This window comes from Mesorhizobium sp. M0894 (genome assembly GCF_040319725.1).
Classification (GTDB): domain Bacteria; phylum Pseudomonadota; class Alphaproteobacteria; order Rhizobiales; family Rhizobiaceae; genus Mesorhizobium.
Genome location: NZ_JAMYOG010000020.1, coordinates 27931 through 46536 on the forward strand (window position 1 = coordinate 27931; position 18606 = coordinate 46536).

General features: G+C 63.1%; 16 protein-coding genes. 8 read left to right on the forward strand and 8 right to left on the reverse strand.

Going from position 1 to position 18606, the window contains the following annotated elements; translation table 11 throughout:
* Positions 1 to 2: 2 nt before the first annotated feature.
* Positions 3 to 1994, forward strand: a complete 1992-nt coding sequence (locus tag NKH91_RS27480; protein WP_352848293.1) for a PhoX family protein — start codon at positions 3 to 5, stop codon at positions 1992 to 1994.
* Positions 1995 to 2096: 102 nt separating this feature from the next.
* On the opposite strand, the gene NKH91_RS27485 is transcribed toward NKH91_RS27480, so the two are convergent.
* From NKH91_RS27485 to NKH91_RS27500, 4 genes are all read right to left on the reverse strand, one after another.
* Positions 2097 to 2777 carry a GNAT family N-acetyltransferase gene (locus NKH91_RS27485; RefSeq protein ID WP_352481385.1) on the reverse strand — a complete coding sequence of 227 codons (681 nt, stop codon included), beginning with the start codon at positions 2775 to 2777 and terminating at the stop codon, positions 2097 to 2099.
* On the reverse strand, positions 2774 to 3265 hold the full coding sequence (locus tag NKH91_RS27490; protein WP_023718881.1) for a MarR family winged helix-turn-helix transcriptional regulator: 492 nt from the start codon (positions 3263 to 3265) through the stop codon (positions 2774 to 2776). The genes NKH91_RS27485 and NKH91_RS27490 overlap by 4 nt, the downstream gene beginning before the upstream one ends.
* 137 nt (positions 3266 to 3402) lie before the next feature.
* Positions 3403 to 4164, reverse strand: a complete 762-nt coding sequence (locus NKH91_RS27495; RefSeq protein ID WP_023718882.1) for an ABC transporter permease — start codon at positions 4162 to 4164, stop codon at positions 3403 to 3405.
* Positions 4165 to 4178: 14 nt separating this feature from the next.
* Positions 4179 to 5105 carry an ABC transporter ATP-binding protein gene (locus NKH91_RS27500; protein WP_352640363.1) on the reverse strand — a complete coding sequence of 309 codons (927 nt, stop codon included), beginning with the start codon at positions 5103 to 5105 and terminating at the stop codon, positions 4179 to 4181.
* 263 nt (positions 5106 to 5368) lie between these two features.
* Here NKH91_RS27500 and NKH91_RS27505 point away from each other — a divergent pair, with 263 nt between their 5' ends.
* The 3 genes from NKH91_RS27505 (at position 5369) to NKH91_RS27515 (ending at position 10379) form a co-directional block, all read left to right on the forward strand.
* Entirely contained in the window at positions 5369 to 6742 is a 1374-nt protein-coding gene (locus NKH91_RS27505; protein ID WP_023718884.1) for a cytochrome ubiquinol oxidase subunit I, read from the forward strand.
* Positions 6739 to 7743: a cytochrome d ubiquinol oxidase subunit II gene (locus NKH91_RS27510; protein ID WP_352481386.1), complete on the forward strand. Its 1005-nt coding sequence runs from the start codon at positions 6739 to 6741 to the stop codon at positions 7741 to 7743. The genes NKH91_RS27505 and NKH91_RS27510 overlap by 4 nt, the downstream gene beginning before the upstream one ends.
* Positions 7744 to 7844: 101 nt before the next feature.
* Positions 7845 to 10379, forward strand: a complete 2535-nt coding sequence (locus NKH91_RS27515) for a mechanosensitive ion channel family protein (protein WP_352848297.1) — start codon at positions 7845 to 7847, stop codon at positions 10377 to 10379.
* A gap of 228 nt (positions 10380 to 10607) precedes the next feature.
* Here NKH91_RS27515 and msrA read toward each other — a convergent pair whose 3' ends face one another.
* From msrA to NKH91_RS27535, 4 genes are all read right to left on the reverse strand, one after another.
* Positions 10608 to 11336 carry a peptide-methionine (S)-S-oxide reductase MsrA gene (msrA, locus tag NKH91_RS27520; protein ID WP_352848299.1) on the reverse strand — a complete coding sequence of 243 codons (729 nt, stop codon included), beginning with the start codon at positions 11334 to 11336 and terminating at the stop codon, positions 10608 to 10610.
* Positions 11337 to 11413: 77 nt separating this feature from the next.
* Positions 11414 to 11722: a hypothetical protein gene (locus tag NKH91_RS27525; RefSeq protein ID WP_352848301.1), complete on the reverse strand. Its 309-nt coding sequence runs from the start codon at positions 11720 to 11722 to the stop codon at positions 11414 to 11416.
* Positions 11723 to 11801: 79 nt separating this feature from the next.
* On the reverse strand, positions 11802 to 12527 hold the full coding sequence (locus tag NKH91_RS27530) for a DUF1223 domain-containing protein (protein WP_352848304.1): 726 nt from the start codon (positions 12525 to 12527) through the stop codon (positions 11802 to 11804).
* Between the two features lie 374 nt (positions 12528 to 12901).
* Positions 12902 to 13954 carry a TadE/TadG family type IV pilus assembly protein gene (locus NKH91_RS27535; RefSeq protein ID WP_352848307.1) on the reverse strand — a complete coding sequence of 351 codons (1053 nt, stop codon included), beginning with the start codon at positions 13952 to 13954 and terminating at the stop codon, positions 12902 to 12904.
* A gap of 159 nt (positions 13955 to 14113) precedes the next feature.
* Here NKH91_RS27535 and lepA point away from each other — a divergent pair, with 159 nt between their 5' ends.
* The 4 genes from lepA (at position 14114) to NKH91_RS27555 (ending at position 18421) form a co-directional block, all read left to right on the forward strand.
* A complete protein-coding gene (gene lepA / locus NKH91_RS27540; protein WP_023718891.1) occupies positions 14114 to 15919 on the forward strand; it encodes a translation elongation factor 4 in 1806 nt (601 codons plus the stop codon).
* 173 nt (positions 15920 to 16092) lie between these two features.
* A complete protein-coding gene (locus NKH91_RS27545) occupies positions 16093 to 16617 on the forward strand; it encodes a hypothetical protein (protein WP_352481393.1) in 525 nt (174 codons plus the stop codon).
* A gap of 306 nt (positions 16618 to 16923) precedes the next feature.
* Positions 16924 to 17271: a hypothetical protein gene (locus tag NKH91_RS27550; protein WP_352848309.1), complete on the forward strand. Its 348-nt coding sequence runs from the start codon at positions 16924 to 16926 to the stop codon at positions 17269 to 17271.
* Between the two features lie 526 nt (positions 17272 to 17797).
* The gene (locus NKH91_RS27555) at positions 17798 to 18421 is read left to right on the forward strand and encodes a CDGSH iron-sulfur domain-containing protein (protein WP_023718894.1); all 624 of its coding nucleotides are present in this window, start codon (positions 17798 to 17800) and stop codon (positions 18419 to 18421) included.
* Positions 18422 to 18606: the final 185 nt, after the last annotated feature.

Sequence of the window (18606 nt, forward strand, 5' to 3'; positions counted from 1 at the left end):
CTATGACCGAACATCGCACCCCTGACGTCCATTTCCGCACCAGCCTGCTCGAGGAAAACGATGGGCCAGGAGCCAATCCCAGCGACAACCGCACCATGGGTGAGATCATCGCCGCGCGGTTCTCGCGCCGCGGCTTCCTCAAGGGCTCGCTTGCCGTCTCGGCCATAGCCGCTACCGTCAGCCCGCTGGCGCTGATCACCGCCGACAACGCCCGCGCCGCCGAAGGCTCCGCCTTCGCTTTCGACGAGCTCGAGGCCGGCATCGACGACAAGCATCACGTTGCACCCGGTTATGACGCCGACGTGCTGCTGCGCTGGGGCGATCCGCTGTTCGCCGATTCGCCGGAATTCGATCCGACAAAACAGTCGGCGGAAGCCCAGGCCAGACAATTCGGCTACAACAATGACTATGTCGGTTATATCCCGATCGACGGCTCGGCCGAGCACGGCCTGCTGGTGGTCAACCACGAATACACCAATCCGCACCTGATGTTTCCAGGCCTCGTCACCATCGTCGATGGCAAAGCCAAGCAGGCGCCTCTCAGCAAGGAACAAGTCGACGTCGAGATGGCCGCGCATGGCGGCACCATTGTCGAGATCCGCAAGGAAGCCGGCAAATGGCAGGTCGTTCGCGACGGCAAGCTCAACCGCCGCATCACCTCCAACACCGAGATCGCGCTGTCCGGCCCCGTCGCCGGCCACGACCGCGTCAAGACCAGCGCCGACCCGACCGGCACGAAAGTCGTCGGCACCGTCAACAATTGTGCCGGCGGCGTCACGCCGTGGGGCACCTATGTCATGGCCGAGGAGAACATCCACGGCTATTTCTCGGGCGAGCTGCCGCAAGGCCACAAGGAAGCGGCCAATTACAAGCGGCTCGGCATTCCCGAAGGTGCTTATGAATGGGCAGCGCATTACGACCGTTTCGACATCGGCAAAGAGCCGAACGAGCCGAACCGCTTTGGCTGGATCGTCGAGGTCGACGTCCAGGATCCGACTTCGGTGCCGAAGAAGCGCACCGCAATGGGCCGCTTCAAGCATGAGGGCGCCGAATCGATCGTCGCCAAGGATGGCCGTGTCGTCTTCTACCTCGGCGACGACGAGCGCTTCGACTATGTCTATAAGTTCGTCACCACAGGCAAGTTCAATCCGGACGACCGCGCCGCCAATATGGATTTGCTCGACGACGGCACCTTGCATGTCGCCAAGTTTGCCGACGACGGTTCGGTCGAATGGCTGCCGATCGTCTTCGGCCAAGGGCCGCTGACGGCGGAGAACGGCTTTGCCAGCCAGGCCGACGTGCTGATCGAGACGCGCCGCGCCGCCGACCTGCTCGGCGCCACCAAGATGGACCGCCCTGAAGACATCCAGCCCAATGCCGCCAACGGCAAGGTCTATGTCATGCTGACCAACAATTCGAAGCGCAAGGCCGATCAGGTCGATGCCGCCAACCCGCGTGCCGAAAATGCCTTTGGCCACATCATCGAGATCGTCGAGGACGGTGGCGATTTTGCCGCCACCAAGGGCAAGTGGGAGGTGCTCTTGAAATGCGGTGAGCCCTCGGTTGCGGCAGTCGGCGCCACCTTCTCGACCGCAACCACGGCCAATGGCTGGTTCGGCATGCCGGACAATTGCGCGGTTGATTCGACCGGCCGCCTCTGGGTCGCCACCGACGGTCAGGGTCCGAAGGCCACTGGCCGCACCGACGGTCTGTGGGCGGTCGATACGGAAGGGCCGGCGCGGGCGACCTCAAAACTGTTCTTCCGCGTGCCGATCGGCGCCGAAATGTGTGGTCCCCTGTTTGCGCCGGACGACCAGACCGCTTTCGTTGCCGTCCAGCATCCAGGCGACGGTGGCGAGGACTGGGAGGCTTTCGGCCGTCCGTCCTACTATGAGGATTTGTCGACCCGCTGGCCCGACTTCAAGCCGGACATGCCGGTGCGGCCGGCGGTCGTTGCCATCACCAGGCAAGGTGGTGGCAAGATCGCGGTCTGACACGCAGCAAGGTCTTGCAGTCTCAAGGAAGGATTTCGGCGATACGAAATCCTTCCTTCCCGATGCGGGATGCATCCATGCTACGCATTATGCGCCGACGAATCATTCGGTGCGCTGAACCACGGCCACATTCATTGTGCTTCGCAACCTGAAGCCAATGGACTCGTAAAGTCTAATGGCCGTGGCGTTGCTGGCATAAGCGTGGAGATAGGGAATTTCGTCGCGCGCCACTATCCGGTTTGCCACGAATATGGACAACAGCTTGCCCAGGCCACCGCCGCGAAATTTCGGATGTGAGCACACTCCGCTGAGTTCGGTATAGCCAGGTTGCTTCATGCGCTCGCCGGCCATTGCTGCAAGTCTGCCCTCGATTTTCACACCCCAAAAATCGCCCAGGCTCAAGGCTTCGAGCGTGAATGGGCCAGGCTTGGTGACCAACGCCAGAGCCAGCATCTCAGCGGCGTCGTCTCGCGTCAGACGTTGCACGCGCCCGTCGGACACGATCTGCAATGGCTGCTCGGCAATCATCTGAACCCCGGCCGCGGTCGAAGTCGCGGAAAGCCCCGTGGGCAGAGCAATGGCGTCCGCTTGAAGCAGGATCACACTCTCGCCCGGGGAGACAAGCTTTTCGAGCGCCCGCAGGCTTTCCGCGTCGTCCGCGCCAGTGGCGGCGAAAGGAACAATCGACGGCCGATATCGCCTGGCGAGGTTGCCACCTTGCGCGAAGGCCTGATGTCGCGTCTGAAGCGCGCTCCAGATCGGGCGGTCAAGCAGGTGTTTCATTGCACGGCATCTCTCGGTTTTGGTGCACGACGGTCGAGAGGAGCCGCGGCGAGGCCGTCCTCGATGGCGGCCAACTGATCGAGAAGCGGCCCCGAAAGATCCGCGCACAGATCCGCGACGGCGTTCTCGATGCGCGGCCAGACCTCGCGCTTTGCGACATCGACCAGCCGCCGGCCGTCCCTGGTGAGGGAGACGATCCTGCGCCGCTGGTCATCGATCGACGGACTGACCTCGAGCAATCCCAACTCGGCGAGAAGCGAGACGCTTCGCGTTACGCCTGGCTGCGCGATGCCAAGGGATTGCGCCAGTTCCCCGACAGGCAGGGGGCCTAGCCTGTCGAGCGCGGCCAGCAGTGGGTACTGGCTCGCCTGAACCGGAACATCCAGCCGGTCGAGAAGGCGCTGCGCCTCCGCTTGCAGTTGCTCGCCTATACGCTTCATCCTGCTGCCCAGGCACAGGAAGCCAAGCGATCGTATGACGTCTTCCATAGGCCAATCCGCCTCGCGATAAATCATAACATGATATATAACAAAACATGAAGGTCAAGGGGCTATCGTTGCAGGGGCTGCACTCAGTGCTGTTTCCGTTGATCGATAAGGCTGCTTTGCTTGGCAAGGCCAATCGATCAGTTGCGCAGCCGGTAGCCGGTTCTGAAGATCCAGGCGACGATCGCTATGCAGACAAGCAGGAAGACCACCGTCATGCCGAGGCTGACGCCGACCGAAACGTCGGATTTGCCGTAGAAGCTCCAGCGGAAGCCGCTAACCAGGTAGACCACCGGGTTGAACAGCGTCACCGTGCGCCAGATGCCGGGCAGCATGTTGATCGAATAGAAGCTGCCGCCGAGGAAGGTCAGCGGTGTGATGATCAGCAGCGGCACCAGCTGCAGTTGCTCGAAGCTTCTTGCCCAGATGCCGATGATGAAGCCGAACAGGCTGAAGGTCACGGCCGTCAGCACCAGGAAAGCGAGCATCCAGAACGGATGCTCGATCGTCAGCGGCACGAACAGCGAGGCCGTCGCCAAAATGATCAGGCCAAGCACGATCGACTTTGTCGCCGCACCTCCGACATAGGCGATGACGATCTCCAGATAGGACACCGGCGCCGACAGCAATTCGTAGATCGAGCCGACGAATTTCGGAAAGTAGATGGCGAAGGAGGCGTTGGAGATCGACTGCGTCAGCAGCGACAGCATGATCAGCCCCGGCACGATGAAGGCGCCGTAGCTGATGCCGTCGATCTCGGTGATGCGCGAGCCGATGGCCGAGCCGAAGACGACGAAATAGAGCGACGTCGAAATGACCGGCGAAACGATGCTCTGCAGCACAGTGCGAAGGGCGCGCGCCATCTCCACCCGATAAATCGCCCATACCGCATGAAGGTTCATGGCCGCGCGCGGGTTCATGCCTGTTTCCTCACCAGATTGACGAAGATCTCCTCGAGCGAGCTGTTTTCCGTATCGATGTCGCGGAACTGGATGCCGGCCGCCTCGAGCTCGCGGATCAGCGAGGCGACGCCCGGCCGTTCGCTCTGGTTGTCATAGGTATAGGTCAGCTGCCCGCCATCGGGCGAAAGCTCCAGCGCGTAGTGCGAAAAAACATCGGGAACGGTGGCCAACGGGCTGCGCAGTTCCAGCACAAGCCGTTTGCGGCCAAGCTTGCGCATCAGCTCGGCCTTGTCCTCGACCAGCACGATCTCGCCGCGGTTGATGACGCCGACGCGATCGGCCATCGCCTCGGCTTCTTCGATGTAGTGCGTGGTCAGGATGATGGTGACGCCGTCTTCGCGCAGCCGGCGCACCATCGCCCACATGTCCTGGCGCAGCTCGACATCGACGCCGGCGGTCGGTTCGTCGAGGAACAGGATTCGCGGCTCGTGCGACAACGCCTTGGCGATCATCAGCCGGCGTTTCATGCCGCCGGACAGCGTGATCGCCTTGGCGTCCTTCTTGTCCCAGAGCGACAGGTCGCGCAGCACTTTTTCGACGAACGCCTTGTCCGCCGGCTTGCCGAACAGGCCGCGGCTGTAATTGACCGTCGCCCACACGCTCTCGAAGGCATCGATGGTCAGTTCCTGCGGCACCAGCCCGATCAGGCCGCGCGCAGCGCGGTAGTCGCGGTTGATGTCATGGCCGTCGACCGTGACGGTGCCCGACGAGCGGTTGACGATGCCGCAGACGATCGAGATCAGCGTCGTCTTGCCGGCGCCGTTCGGCCCCAGCAGCGCAAATATCTCGCCGCGCACGATATCGAGATTGATCTCCTTCAACGCCTTGAAGCCGGTGGCGTAGGTCTTCGTGACCCCGGAAATCGAGATGATCGGCTGCATGGCTGAAAACGGCTGCTTGAAACAGAGTTGTTGATTTAATCCGCTGAATGTCGGTGCGCAAATCCGGATGTCAATGGCGCTCCTGACAGTTCTGGACATCGAGGTTCGCCGGAATAGGCAACACCCGCCTGGTCGTCCAGCAAAATTCCACGCAAAAGCAGATTAACCGGCACTGCGGCGTTCCGCCTCGCGGCGGGACGCCGCTTTGACCGCCCGGCGCATGAAGCCTATCCTTGTACAAACAAGCAGCAGCTGGAGCCGCCATGGACCCGCTCATCCTGTCGCGCATACAGTTCGGCGCGAACATCTCGTTCCACATCCTGTTCCCGGCGATCACCATCGCGCTCGGCTGGGTGCTGCTGTTCTTCAAGCTCCGCTACAACGCGACAGGCGACTCCGCCTGGATGCGCGCTTATTTCACCTGGGTTAAGGTATTCGCGCTGTCCTTCGCCATGGGCGTGGTTTCCGGCGTCACCATGAGTTTTCAGTTCGGCACCAACTGGCCGGGCTATATGGAGACGGTCGGCAACATCGCCGGCCCGCTGCTGGCTTACGAGATCCTGACGGCCTTTTTCCTCGAGGCGGCGTTCCTCGGCATCATGCTGTTCGGCTTCCGCCGCGTCTCAAACCGCGTCCACACGCTGGCGACGGTGCTGGTAGCCGGCGGCACCACTCTGTCCGCCTTCTGGATCATCGCCCTCAATTCGTGGATGCAGACGCCGGCCGGCTTCGAAATTCGCGATGGTGTTGCGCACGCCACCGACTGGTGGGCCGTTGTCTTCAATCCGTCCATGCCCTACCGGCTCGTTCATATGCTGCTTGCTTCGGGGCTGACCGTCTCGTTCCTGATCGCTGGCCTGTCGGCGCTGCGCTATCTCTACGGCGATCGCTCGGAATCGATGTGGAAGGCGCTGCGCACCGGTGTCTTCGCCGCCGCGATCCTGATCCCGATCCAGATCTTTGCCGGCGACCAGCACGGCCTCAACACGCTTGAACATCAGCCGCAGAAGATCGCCGCCATGGAGGCCAACTGGAACACCGGTCCCAACGTGCCGCTGGTGCTGTTTGCGCTTCCCGACGAAGCGGCCAAGGAGAACAGGTTCGAGCTCACCATTCCCGACGGCGCCAGCCTCATCCTCAGGCACAGCGCCGGCGGCATCGTACCGGGGCTGAACGATTATGCCGGCAACCATCCTCCGGTGTTTCCGGTGTTCTGGGGCTTTCGCATCATGGTCGGCACCGGCCTGTTGATGCTCGTCGTCTCCTGGTCGGCGGCCTTCTTCCTCAAGCGTCGCCACAGCCTGCCTAAGCCGCTGGCGCTGGTCATGGTGCCGATGGCACTGTCCGGCTGGCTGGCGACGCTGGCCGGCTGGTACACCACCGAGATCGGCCGCCAGCCCTGGCTGGTCACCGGCGTGCTGCGCACCGCCGATGCTGTCGGCCCGGTCGCCGGCAGCCATGTCGCGCTGTCGCTCGCGGTCTATCTCATCCTCTACGTGCTGCTGCTGATCGCCTATCTCGGCGTGTTGGTGCATCTGGCATTGAAGGCGGCGAAGGATGGTGACACCTCGCCGCTGCCGGGCGTCATGAACAGGCCGCTGTCGCAACCGGTTGCGCAACCGGGAGAAACATCATGAGCTTCGACTGGCCGACCCTGTTGCCTCTGATCTTCGCCGGCCTGATGGGCCTCGCCATCCTGATCTACGTCATCCTCGACGGTTTCGATCTCGGCATCGGCATCTTGTTCGCCGCAGCCGAAGACACCGAGCAGGATACGATGATCGCCGCCATCGGCCCGTTCTGGGACGCCAACGAGACCTGGCTGGTGCTCGCCGTCGGCCTGCTGCTGGTCGCCTTCCCATTGGCGCACGGCACCATCCTGACCGCGCTCTACATTCCGGTTTTCGTCCTGCTGGTCGGCTTGATCCTGCGCGGCGTCGCATTCGATTTCCGTGCCAAGGTGCCGGCCGGCAGGAAGCACCGCTGGAACCGCATCTTCTTCCTCGGTTCGGTCATCGCGTCGCTGGCGCAGGGCTATATGCTCGGCGTCTATGTGCTCGGCCTCGACGTCGGCCCTGGCGGCATGGCTTTCGGGGCGCTGGTGGCGCTCTGCCTTGCCGCCGCCTACGCGGCGATGGGCGCGGCCTGGGTCATCTACAAGACGGAAGGCGACTTGCAGAAGAAAGCGGTGCTGTGGCTGCGCACGGCACTGGTGCTGACCGCGCTCGGCATGGTTGCAGTATCACTGGCCACGCCCTTTGCCAGCGCGCGCATCTTCGACAAATGGTTCGTCTGGCCGGCCATGCTCTATTTGTCGCCGTTGCCGATCCTGTCGGCAGTGCTGTTCCTGTGGCTGTGGCGCCAGACCTTTCATCTGCCGAAGCCCGACGATCGCCACGCGCTGCTCCCGTTCCTGACATTGGCCGCGATCTTCACGCTTGGCTTTGCCGGGCTCGCCTGGTCGTTCTACCCCTTCGTCGTGCCCGACCGGCTGACCATCTGGCAGGCTGCTTCGGCACCCGAAAGCCTGGCCGTCATCCTGGTCGGGACAGTCGTCGTGCTGCCGATCATCATCTTCTATTCGTTCTTTGCCTACCGCGTGTTCGGCGGCAAGGCGACGGATCTGACCTATGACTGACCGGCTTCGCCGGCGCCGGCCGAAACAGAATATTCATCTTCAAGCGGAATAACCTTCTCTGGCCGGCCCAGCAGAATCGCCGGCAGAAGAAGGGCAACAGAATGACCCCCTTTTTTGCGGCGAGACAGGATCGGCTGTTGCTGATGCTGATCCGGACGGTCGCGCTGGTCGGCGCACTCGCGCTTGCAGGCCTGCTGCCGGCCATGCCGCAGGCGCATGCGCAGGACGCGGCCAGCTGGACCGGCGTGTGGGACACGAAATGGCGCGGCGGCGGCGCCCAGATCAAGTTCGAGCAGACCGGCGCCGACGTAAAGGGCGTCTACCCGCTTTACAACGGCCGCATCGAGGCCAAGGCCGAAGGCGACAAGCTTGTCGGCCACTGGTTCGAAGGCGACCGCCAGGGCGCCTTCACCTTCGTCCAGTCGCCTGACGGCGAAAGCTTCATGGGCCGTTTCGATGTCGCCACCGCCGAATGGTGGACAGGCGTGCGCGTCAGCGCCGTCGAGGACGTCCGTGTCGACCAGTCGAGCCCGATGAGCACCATGCGCTCGTTCCTGCAGACGATGAACGAGAGCGGCGCCGACAACGTGCCGCGCGCGACCGGCGGCGGCATGGGTCTTGCCGGTCTGGCAGCGGGCCTCGTCGACGTCACCGAGGCCGACCGCGGCGGCCTCAACATGCCCGATTACACCAAGCTCCTGTTCACCGTCATCGACAACGCGACGTTCCGCCTGTGGAGCCTGCCGCATGATACGATTGCCGGCGACGAGGTGACGGCGACGCTCCCGCAATATGGCACCAGGGTTTCCTTCGATCTCACCTTTCGCCGCAAGAATGGCGAGTGGTTTATCGTCGGGCCGCCACTTGCCCAGCTCCAGGCAAAGCTCGCCGAATTCCAGGAAGCGCGTGGCGAAGCCGTCGACATGGTCGACGATCCGAGCAAGCGTGCCTCGCCGCGCGACACGTTCAAGGTACTGTTGAGCGGCCTCACCGAGGCCGGCGATCCGGCACAGGCGGCGCTCGACCTGCGCAACTACAGTCAGGCGGTGCGCGGCGACGAGGCGTTCCTGCTCGAGCGCTATCTCAAAAAGGTCATCGACCGCATCGGCTATGTCTACTGGCAGGAGATCCCCGACGACCCGAAGAGCAACACCCCCTTCATCTATTTCGAGCATCCCGCCGGCAACATCGTCATCGGCCCTGTCGAGACCGAGAAGGGCAAGATCTGGCAGTTCACGCCCGAGACGCTCGCCCACATCCGCGCGCTCTACGCCGACGTGGAAGACGTGCCGGTGGCGCCGGAGTTCGCTGCCTTCGCCAGCACCGACCCGTTCTTCATCGCCCGTGGCCTCGCCCGCGAGATCAGCCCCGGCCTGCTCACCCGCGCCGGACCGATGGAGCACTGGCAGTGGTGGATGCTCGGCCTTGCCGCAGTGGCCGGCATCGTCTTCGGCTTCATCGCCAATGCGCTGATTTCCTTGTTTGTGCGAAGGACGGACAGCTCGGCCTTCTTCCGCATCGTCGAATGGGCGGTGCGCTCGATCGTGCTTGGCTTCTTCCTGCTGTTGACGCTGCGCCCGCTCGGCCTGCCGCAAGTGGTCGCCGCCCCGGTCAAGGCAATCGCCTGGAGCCTGATCGTGATCGGCGCCGTGCCGGTGGTCTGGCACCTGATCGGCAAGGTCGCCGAACACTATCGCGGGCTGTGGCAAGTGCCCGGCTATCACGACACGCTGATTTCGCTGTCCACCGGCGTCGCGCGCGTCGCCGTGCTGGTCGTCGCCTTCCTGCTGTTGGCCGAAGTGCTCGCCATCCCTTATGAAGGCGTCATTGCCGGTCTCGGCATCGGTGGCCTGGCGGTGGCGCTGGCGGCGCAGCCGACGCTGCAGAACTTCCTCTCCGGCCTGACGCTCTATGCCGATCGGCCGGTCAGCGTCGGCGACTTCTGCAAGTTCGGCGACCAGTCCGGCACGATCGAGCATATCGGCATGCGCTCGACACGCATCCGGTCGCTCGACCGCACGATCATCTCGGTGCCGAATTCGGATTTCGCCGGTATGCAGATCGAGAACTACGCGCATCGCGACCGCACCCGGTTCGCGACGACGCTGCAGCTGCGCTACGAGACCACGCCCGATCAGCTGCGCTACGTCCTGGCCGAGCTGCGCAAGCTGCTGATCGCCCATCCGCGCGTCGTCGACGAGCCGTGCCGCGTGCGCTTTGCCGGCTTCGGCGCCTATTCGCTCGACATCGACGTGTTCACCTACGTCAAAACCGCCGACGTGGCCGAGTTCCAAGCCATCCGCGAGGACATCCTGTTGTCCATGATCAACATCATGGATGATGCCGGCGCGCAGTTCGCCTTCCCCTCATCGCTGGAATACAGAGCCACCGACCTTCCGATCGACGACGAAAAACGCATCGCCGCGGAGAAAAGGGTCAGCGATTGGCGCGAGACGGAAAACCTGCCTTTCCCCGACTTCAGCCAGATCGACAAATTCGCGTTCAACAACACACTTGCCTACCCGCCTGAGGGCTCGGCGCATTATCGTGAGACAGAGCCCGACCCGGACTCGGCCGAGGCAAAGGCGACGCTGGAGAAAGTGCGCTGGAGCCTGCCCTGGAAAAAGGGGGTGTAGTTTCGAGACGTTGGCGGGACAGCACCCCCCTCTGGCCTGCCGGCCATCTCCCCCGCAAGGGGGGAGATTAGCAGTTTCAGCGCTCCGCTCGTCCTGAACGTTGGAGATTTGGCGAAGGTCGAGGTGATAGCCGATCTCCCCCCTTGCGGGGGAGATGTCCGGCAGGACAGAGGGGGGTGCGAAGGATCGCCGACGCTTATTCTCCGTCGCGCCCGCCGGCGCAAAAGCTCAGCTCTTGTTGGCGGCCAGCACCAGCACCGGCTTTTCGCTGTAGAGGTTGGGGAACAGCCGCTTCAGATTCTCGACCTTGGGAAGATCATTGTAGACGATATAGGGATAGGTCGGGTTGAGCGTCAGGAAGTCCTGGTGATAGTCCTCGGCCGGATAGAAGGTCTTGCCGGTCTCCAGCGTCGTCACGATCGGCTTTGCAAACACCTTGGCCCTGTCGAGCTGGGCGATGTAGCTTTCGGCGATCTTTTTCTGCGTGTCGTTTTCGGCAAAAATCGTCGAGCGGTACTGGGTGCCGCTGTCCGGCCCCTGGTAGTTCAGCTGCGTCGGATTGTGCGCGACCGAGAAATACACTTGCAGCAGCTGGCCATAGGTGACTTTGGACGGCTGATAGGTGATCTCGACGGATTCGGCGTGGCCCGTCCGGCTGGTGCCGACCATTTCATAGACGGCCGTTTCCTTGTCGCCGCCGGCATAGCCGGAGACCGCGCTGGTTACGCCGTTGACGTGCTGGAACACGCCTTGGACGCCCCAGAAGCAGCCGCCGGCGAAGACCGCCTTTTCGGTCCCGGCGGTGGCCTTCTCGTCCATTGCCGGCGGCGGGATCACCACCGCGTCTTCGGCCGAGACTGCCGGTGTCTGCCAGAACACGGCAGCAGCAGCCGTGAGGATGAGCGCGGCAAGTGCTGCTTTTGCGAAAGTCGACGATCGTTTCAGGGCTCCGGTCATGTCTGATCTCCCATGATGCTGGTGTGGATTATACGACGGATAGATCCGCCGGGCTCTCACATTGCTGTGCGCATCGCCTATTTGGCCGGAGCCATGGCATCGCAGGCCTTGGTCGCCTCTGCCTTCTTCATGGCGTCCGTCTCGGCGGCGGCCTTGTCCATGCAGTCGGCCTTCATCGGATCGCCCGCCTTCATCGCAGTTGTGGCCATTGCATCAGGCGCCATGGCGCCGGCCGGCTTCATGGCATCGGTTGCCGGCTTCATGGCGTTTGTCGCCATGGCGTTCGCCGGCTTCATCGCATCTTCGGCCCGCGCAGCGCCTCCGGCGAACAGCGCCGTCGAGCAAAGTGCGAGGGCGAGTGCCGCCAGGGTCAGGTGATTGGTCATGGTGGTCTCCTTGGGTTATGGCAGGGTTGATCGCATGCGGCGGCGCCGCTGCGGCATTGCGCAAATTTCGGAACGGGTTCTAATTCGCAGCGGCACCGAGGATCGGCCCGCCGCCCGGCACCTGGACCAGCACCGCGGTGCTGAGGCCGCCCGTCGTCGCCGGCAGCGGCAGCGCGGTGGCGTCGCCGGTCCAACTGCCCAGCCTGGTCAGCGAATGCACGACATTGGCGTGCGGCAGCGTGCGGCCGGTGTTTTCGCCGCGCGCCACCGGCACCTCGATGACGCCCTTGCCGTAACGCACCAGCCAGACATCGGCCTTGCCGCCGGGCACCGGACCGGCGCCGATGCTGACCTTTCCACCGGCGAGCGACAGCGAAGGTCCATCGGCGTGGCCGCCGCTCGAAATCAGCTGCTCGATCTCGCCCGGCCTGGCGCCGACCGCATCGGCCTTGCCGTTGACCACCACTTGCGGCGTGAACGGGCCGGAACGGCCGAGCGACGGTTCATAGCGGACCTGGCGCTGCGTGAATTCTTCTTTGCCGAATGTGTCCTTCCAACCGAGATAATCCCAGTAGGTGACGTTGAAGGACAGCGCCAGCACGCCGGGCCGGTCCTTGACCTTGATCAGATTGGCGTTGGCCGGCGGGCAGGACGAGCAGCCCTGGCTGGTGAACAGCTCGACGACGGTCAGCGTCTGGCCGGCAGCCGCGCTGGTTGCCGACAGCCCGATTGCCGAAAACAAAGCCGCCGAAAGCAGAGCTGGGGCAAGCCCGACAAGGGCCGTGCCGCGTTTCGATCCGGTCATCGCTGTTCTCCTGTGCGGTTCCATGCCCACACTTCGCCGCCGACACACGGTTCGTTACAGCATCACCGCTTCGTGATTGAGGAGAAGTCCAAGTTTTTCGTCTCAGGGATTGGCGAGAGCCGAGGCGACATCCGATCTCCCCCCTAGTGGGGGAGATGCCAAGTGGTGGCAAAGAGGGCAGGACAGAGGGGGGCGCCATAGAGCATCAGCTTAGGTGCAACTCTTGGACGCCGAGCGACGCCAACTCGATGCAAGGATGGGCCAAGCGGATTGGAGATTGCCAGATTTGCAAATTACGAGAGCCGCGGGACAGCGCCCCCCTCTGGCCTGCCGGCCATCTCCCCCACACGGGGGGAGATCGGCACGCGGCCCGGCTATTGTGTAAGCACAGTTTCCGAAGGCCGCTTGTTGAAGGCGCACTTGCCGGTCACCGTGTAGAAGAAGTCGGCATTCGAAATGGCTGCCGGTACGGGATTGCCGCCATCTTCCCAAGCCTGTTTGCTGCTCTGGCCGCATGGCACAAGCGTGAAGATATCGACGGTTTCTCCGTTCGCAATTTCGACGCCGTCGGCGTAAAGCCGGTTCGATGTCGCCGGATCGTTCGATTTGAGCACGGATGGATTGCCGGACGGCACATCCATCCGCAGGTACAGCTGGTCCATCTGGCTGACGTCGATCACCGCACCGGCACTCGTCGCGGGATACATCGTGCTGACGCAGGTGGTTGCGTATTTCCTGCCGTATGAGTCGGTCTGAGTGATCGTGGTTCTGGGTAAGCCGTAGAAGCTGAGCACTGTGGTGGTCGCGCATACTTGCTGCTGGACGAGCGTGGTCGTCGTTCCGTTGACCGTATACACGCTGGCCGTGCCGTAGCCCTTAGGATCGCCATAACCGTTGTATGTGTAGTCGATCTTCATCAGCTTGTTGGCAGTCGTCTCAGCGAATTTGGTGCCATAGAGCGTCATCGTCTTGTTCCAATAGCCCGAGATATTGTCGACCTTGAACGTGGCCTCCACCAATGCCGGCCGCTTTGTTACGGCCGACGCGACGCCGACCTGCACCGTGTTGATCTTGGCGATCTGCATGAAACTCGTCGGCATGGCGAAGCCAGCCGAAGCCTTGATGCTGGCAGTGCCGTCGGTGGCGACGACGAAGCTGTCGAGCTTGGCCGTGCCTTGCCCGCCATTGGCCAGGTATGACTCCTGCAGCTTCACCTGGCGGTCCGCCAGTGAGGTGTCCGTCGCAAGCGTCGTGATCGACAGCGACGCTGCATCGAGGGCGTTCTGCATCGATGCCCTGGTTGAAACCGCCGAGGTATAGTCGATGGAAAAACCCAATGCGGCAACCATCGGGATAAGCAAGATGGCGAGCATCGGCGCGAACGAGCCGCTCACCGATGTGAGAAATTTGCGTGCTGACAGCGGCATTCCGATCCCCCGAAACGGCGATAGGCCAGTGGGGCTATCACGCCGGGTGCGAACTATGCTCTAATCTCATGGATCAAAGTTTAACGACTTTGCCGCGCCGCCGCCGCACCCGCGCCCCGCCGCTTGCCGATGTACCGTGCCCCTGCTAAAGCGCGCCGCATGACCACGCCGATCAAGAACATCCGCAATTTCTCCATCGTTGCCCATATCGACCATGGCAAATCCACGCTTGCCGACCGGCTGATCCAGTCGACCGGCGGCCTGGAGCTGCGCGACATGAAGGAGCAGGTGCTGGACTCGATGGACATCGAGCGCGAGCGCGGCATCACCATCAAGGCGCAGACGGTGCGGCTGAAGTACCGCGCCAACAATGGGCAGGACTATATCCTTAACCTCATCGACACGCCCGGCCATGTCGACTTCGCCTATGAAGTGTCGCGCTCGCTCGCCGCCTGCGAAGGTTCGCTGCTGGTCGTCGATGCCTCGCAGGGCGTCGAAGCGCAGACGCTGGCCAATGTCTACCAGGCGATCGACAACAACCACGAGATCGTCGTGGTGCTGAACAAGGTCGACCTGCCCGCCGCCGAGCCCGAGCGCATCCGCGAACAGGTCGAGGAGGTGATCGGCATCGACGCCTCCAACGCCGTGCTGATCTCGGCCAAGACCGGGCTAGGCATTCCCGATGTGCTCGAAGCCATCGTCAACGATCTGCCGCCGCCGCGCGAGGGCGACATCGCGGCACCCCTGAAGGCGATGCTGGTCGACTCTTGGTACGACGCCTATCTCGGCGTCATCGTGCTGGTGCGCATCATCGACGGCGTGCTGAAAAAGGGCCAGACCATCCGCATGATGGGCACCGGCGCCAGATACCTGGTCGAGCGCACCGGGGTCTTCACGCCCGCCCGCATCAATGTCGACGAGCTCGGTCCCGGCGAGTTCGGCTTCTTCACCGGCTCGATCAAGGAAGTCGCCGACACCCGCGTCGGCGACACCATCACCGAGGACAAGCGCCCGACGGCACAAGCCCTGCCCGGCTTCAAGCCGGCGCAGCCGGTGGTGTTCTGCGGCCTGTTCCCGGTCGATGCCGCCGATTTCGAAGACCTGCGCGCCGCCGTCGGCAAACTGCGCCTCAACGACGCGTCCTTCTCGTTCGAAATGGAAACCAGTGCCGCACTCGGCTTTGGCTATCGCTGCGGCTTCCTCGGCCTGTTGCATCTCGAAATCATCCAGGAGCGGCTGGAGCGCGAGTTCAACCTCGACCTCATCGCCACCGCGCCGAGCGTCGTCTACCGCCTGCTGTTGAACGACGGCACGGTCAAGGAACTCCACAACCCGGCCGACATGCCCGACGTGGTCAAGATCTCCGCCATCGAGGAGCCATGGATCCGCGCCACGATCCTCACCCCCGACGACTATCTCGGCGGCATCCTGAAGCTATGCCAGGACCGGCGCGGCATCCAGGCCGACCTGTCCTATGTCGGCAAGCGCGCCATGCTGATATACGATTTGCCGCTCAACGAGGTGGTCTTCGACTTCTACGATCGGCTGAAGTCGATCTCCAAGGGCTACGCCTCCTTCGACTATCATTTGACCGACTACAAGGAAGGCGACTTGGTCAAGATGTCGATCCTGGTCAATGAGGAGCCGGTCGACGCGCTGTCGATGCTGGTCCACCGCACGGCGGCGGAAAAGCGCGGCCGCCAGATGTGCGAGAAGCTGAAGGAGCTGATCCCGCACCATCTGTTCAAGATCCCGATCCAGGCGGCGATCGGCGGCAAAGTCATCGCCCGCGAGACGATCTCGGCGCTGCGCAAGGACGTCACCGCCAAATGCTACGGCGGCGACGTCTCACGCAAACGCAAGCTGCTCGACAAGCAGAAAGAGGGCAAGAAGCGGATGCGCCAGTTCGGCAAGGTGGATATCCCGCAGGAGGCGTTTATCCAGGCCTTGAAGATGGGCGATTGAACGGGGTTACGCCCATTTCCCCCGTGGCCGGGGCGTTCCCAATTTCGAGCTGACCGAACCGCCTCCCGATGCGATTAAATATGCGCCGGCCAATGCCCTTCGCTTTAGGCAGCGGGCCGCCATTGGAGAAGGTCCCGTCTTGAAGTATCCTTGAGCTTGGAAGGGAGGTCCCGATGCGTCCCGCCAGCCCTGCTATCTCCGACACGATCGCCGCGATCGGCCTTGCCATCGGCGGCGCGATGGGCCTCGTCGGCACCTTCGTCGAAAGCGCGTCCCTTCGCGAAACACTCTGGACGATCGACGGCGTCGCACTGGTGGTAGCAACCGCGCTGCTGACGATGAAATATCAGCGGCTGGGCAATGACTGCGTGGCGGCCGGATTTCTGACCTTTCTCGCCGGCGAGAGCCTGCTGCTCGCCGGCAATGCGGCGGGGCTTGAGGCCAGCGTGCCCTCCTATGTCGGCGGTATCTCGCTCTGGGCGGCGGCGCTGGTCATGGTCAGCGCGCCGAAAACCTTCGCCCTGTGGATGCGGCTCACCGCTGTCGTGGCGGCTGTGCTGTTCGTCGTCTCAGTGGGCCTGATCCTCTGGGGCACCCCTTTGCTGCCGACCTCGGCGCCGCTGCCCGCTGCCGGATATCCCTTCCTGGTGCTCACATTCATCGGCTGGATATGGACCCTGCTGAAGCCCGATCGTTGAGCCCGTCGGACCGCCCCTCTCCGGCAGCTTCGCGGCCACCTCTCCCCCACTATGTGGGGGCGAGGAACCCAGGTCTTGTGAGGCTTCGGCGATTGGCGGTTTCCTCGCCCCACGAAGTGGGGAGAGGTGGTTTGCGAAGCAAACCGGAGAGGGGTCTTCCTTGGCAGCCTCGCGCGTCTTGCGACGCAAATGCCGCAATCACCTCTTCCACCGTTCAACCCGCCATGCCATGTTCCCCGCGCGGCCGGGCAGGCCGTTTCATTCCGGGGGGAATCATCATGTTGTCTTACGCTTTCGCGCGCCGCGTTGCCGCTGCGCTGTTCATCGTCGGTTGTTTGCGCCCGTCGCGCGCATGCCGGCGATGTCACGTTCGAGATCAAGAACAGCCATCCCAACGCCATGCGCGTCGAACTGTACAGCCAGGACCGCGACCACGTCTGGCCGGGCAACAATCAGGATTATTATCTCAACGACGGCGAGACCAAGTCGATCCCGCTGTCCTGCAATGACGGCGAATCGATCTGCTACGGCGCCTGGGTCGATGGTGACGAGAATACCTATTGGGGTGTCGGCCCGGCCAACGCGGAAAAATGCGACGATTGCTGCTACACCTGCAGTGGCGGCGAGACCGAGGAAATCGATCTGGTTCCGTGAACTGTCTCCCTTTTGTTCGAGGGCTATTGCACATCGGCAAGCGCCCCCTCACCCGGATTGCCAACCGAATTGCGAAGGGGAATTCGGGGCAATCCGACCTCTCCCCGAGGGGAGAGGAGTCGCCTGCACTGGCGCCAGCCTCTTCTCCCCTCGGGGAGAAGGTGGCCGCGAAGCGGCCGGATGAGGGGGACTCCTGTATGCGATTGCCTCACCCTTGTGGGCCAGGTGGTCGTACAGAGGCCATAGCAGCGGAGCGCTGTCCCGCCAGCGTCGGCCGGCAACGCCGGAATTCAAAGCTGAAACAAAAAACCCGCCTCGGTGGGGCGGGTCGTTGGAGCCAATTGGCACCATAGTCAAATTAGTAGCATAGCTGCCGGCACAAAGCAAGAACAAAATGTAGTGCTGCGAGCAAAAAATGCGAATTCCCTTCCCGCCGCGCCCGAGGTCGGCCCTCACGAGGTGGAGAATGCTGCCTTGACGTCGTCCTGGCCGTCGCCATAGCGTAGTCCGAGAGGAGATCCCACCCATGGCAGTGGTCGAAGGCGAAAACATAGAGATCGGCTTTTCGGGAAAACGTTGCATCCATTCGCGCAACTGCGTGCTTGGCGATCCGCGTGTCTTCGTGCCCAATGCGCCCGACCAGTGGATCCACCCCGAGGCGGCCAGCGTCGAGAAGATCGTGGCGCTCGCCGAAGGCTGCCCGTCCGGCGCCATCACCTATGTCCGCAAGGATGGCGGGCCGCAGGAACAGCCGCCGGTGGTCAACATTGTGCGCATAAGGGAAAACGGCCCGCTGGCCGTGCATGCCGAGATCGTGCTGGGCGGCGAAACATTTTACCGCGCCACGCTCTGCCGCTGCGGCGCCTCGGAAAACAAGCCGTTCTGCGATGGCAGCCACGCCAAGGCGGGCTTCACCGCCACCGGCGAGCCGGCGCTGAAAGACACGCCGGCATTGGAAGCGCGCGATGGCCCGCTCACCGTCACGCCGACCACCAACGGCCCGCTCAAGCTCGAAGGCAATCTCGAAATCGTCACCGGCACCGGCCACACGGTCGACCGCACGCAACGCACCTTCCTCTGCCGCTGCGGCCACTCCGCCAACAAGCCGTTCTGCGATGGCAGCCACAAGCGCGTGGGGTTTGTCGGGTAATTGCCAAGGTTGCGATCCGTCACACCCCCCTCTGTCCTGCCGGACATCTCCCCCTCAAGGGGGGAGATTGGCAGCTTCGCCGGCGGCCACCCTGTTTGCAGCGTTGAAAATTTGCGAGAGCGTGGGTGACACCCAATCTCCCCCCTTGAGAGGGAGATGTCCGGCAGGACAGAGGGGGGTGCTGT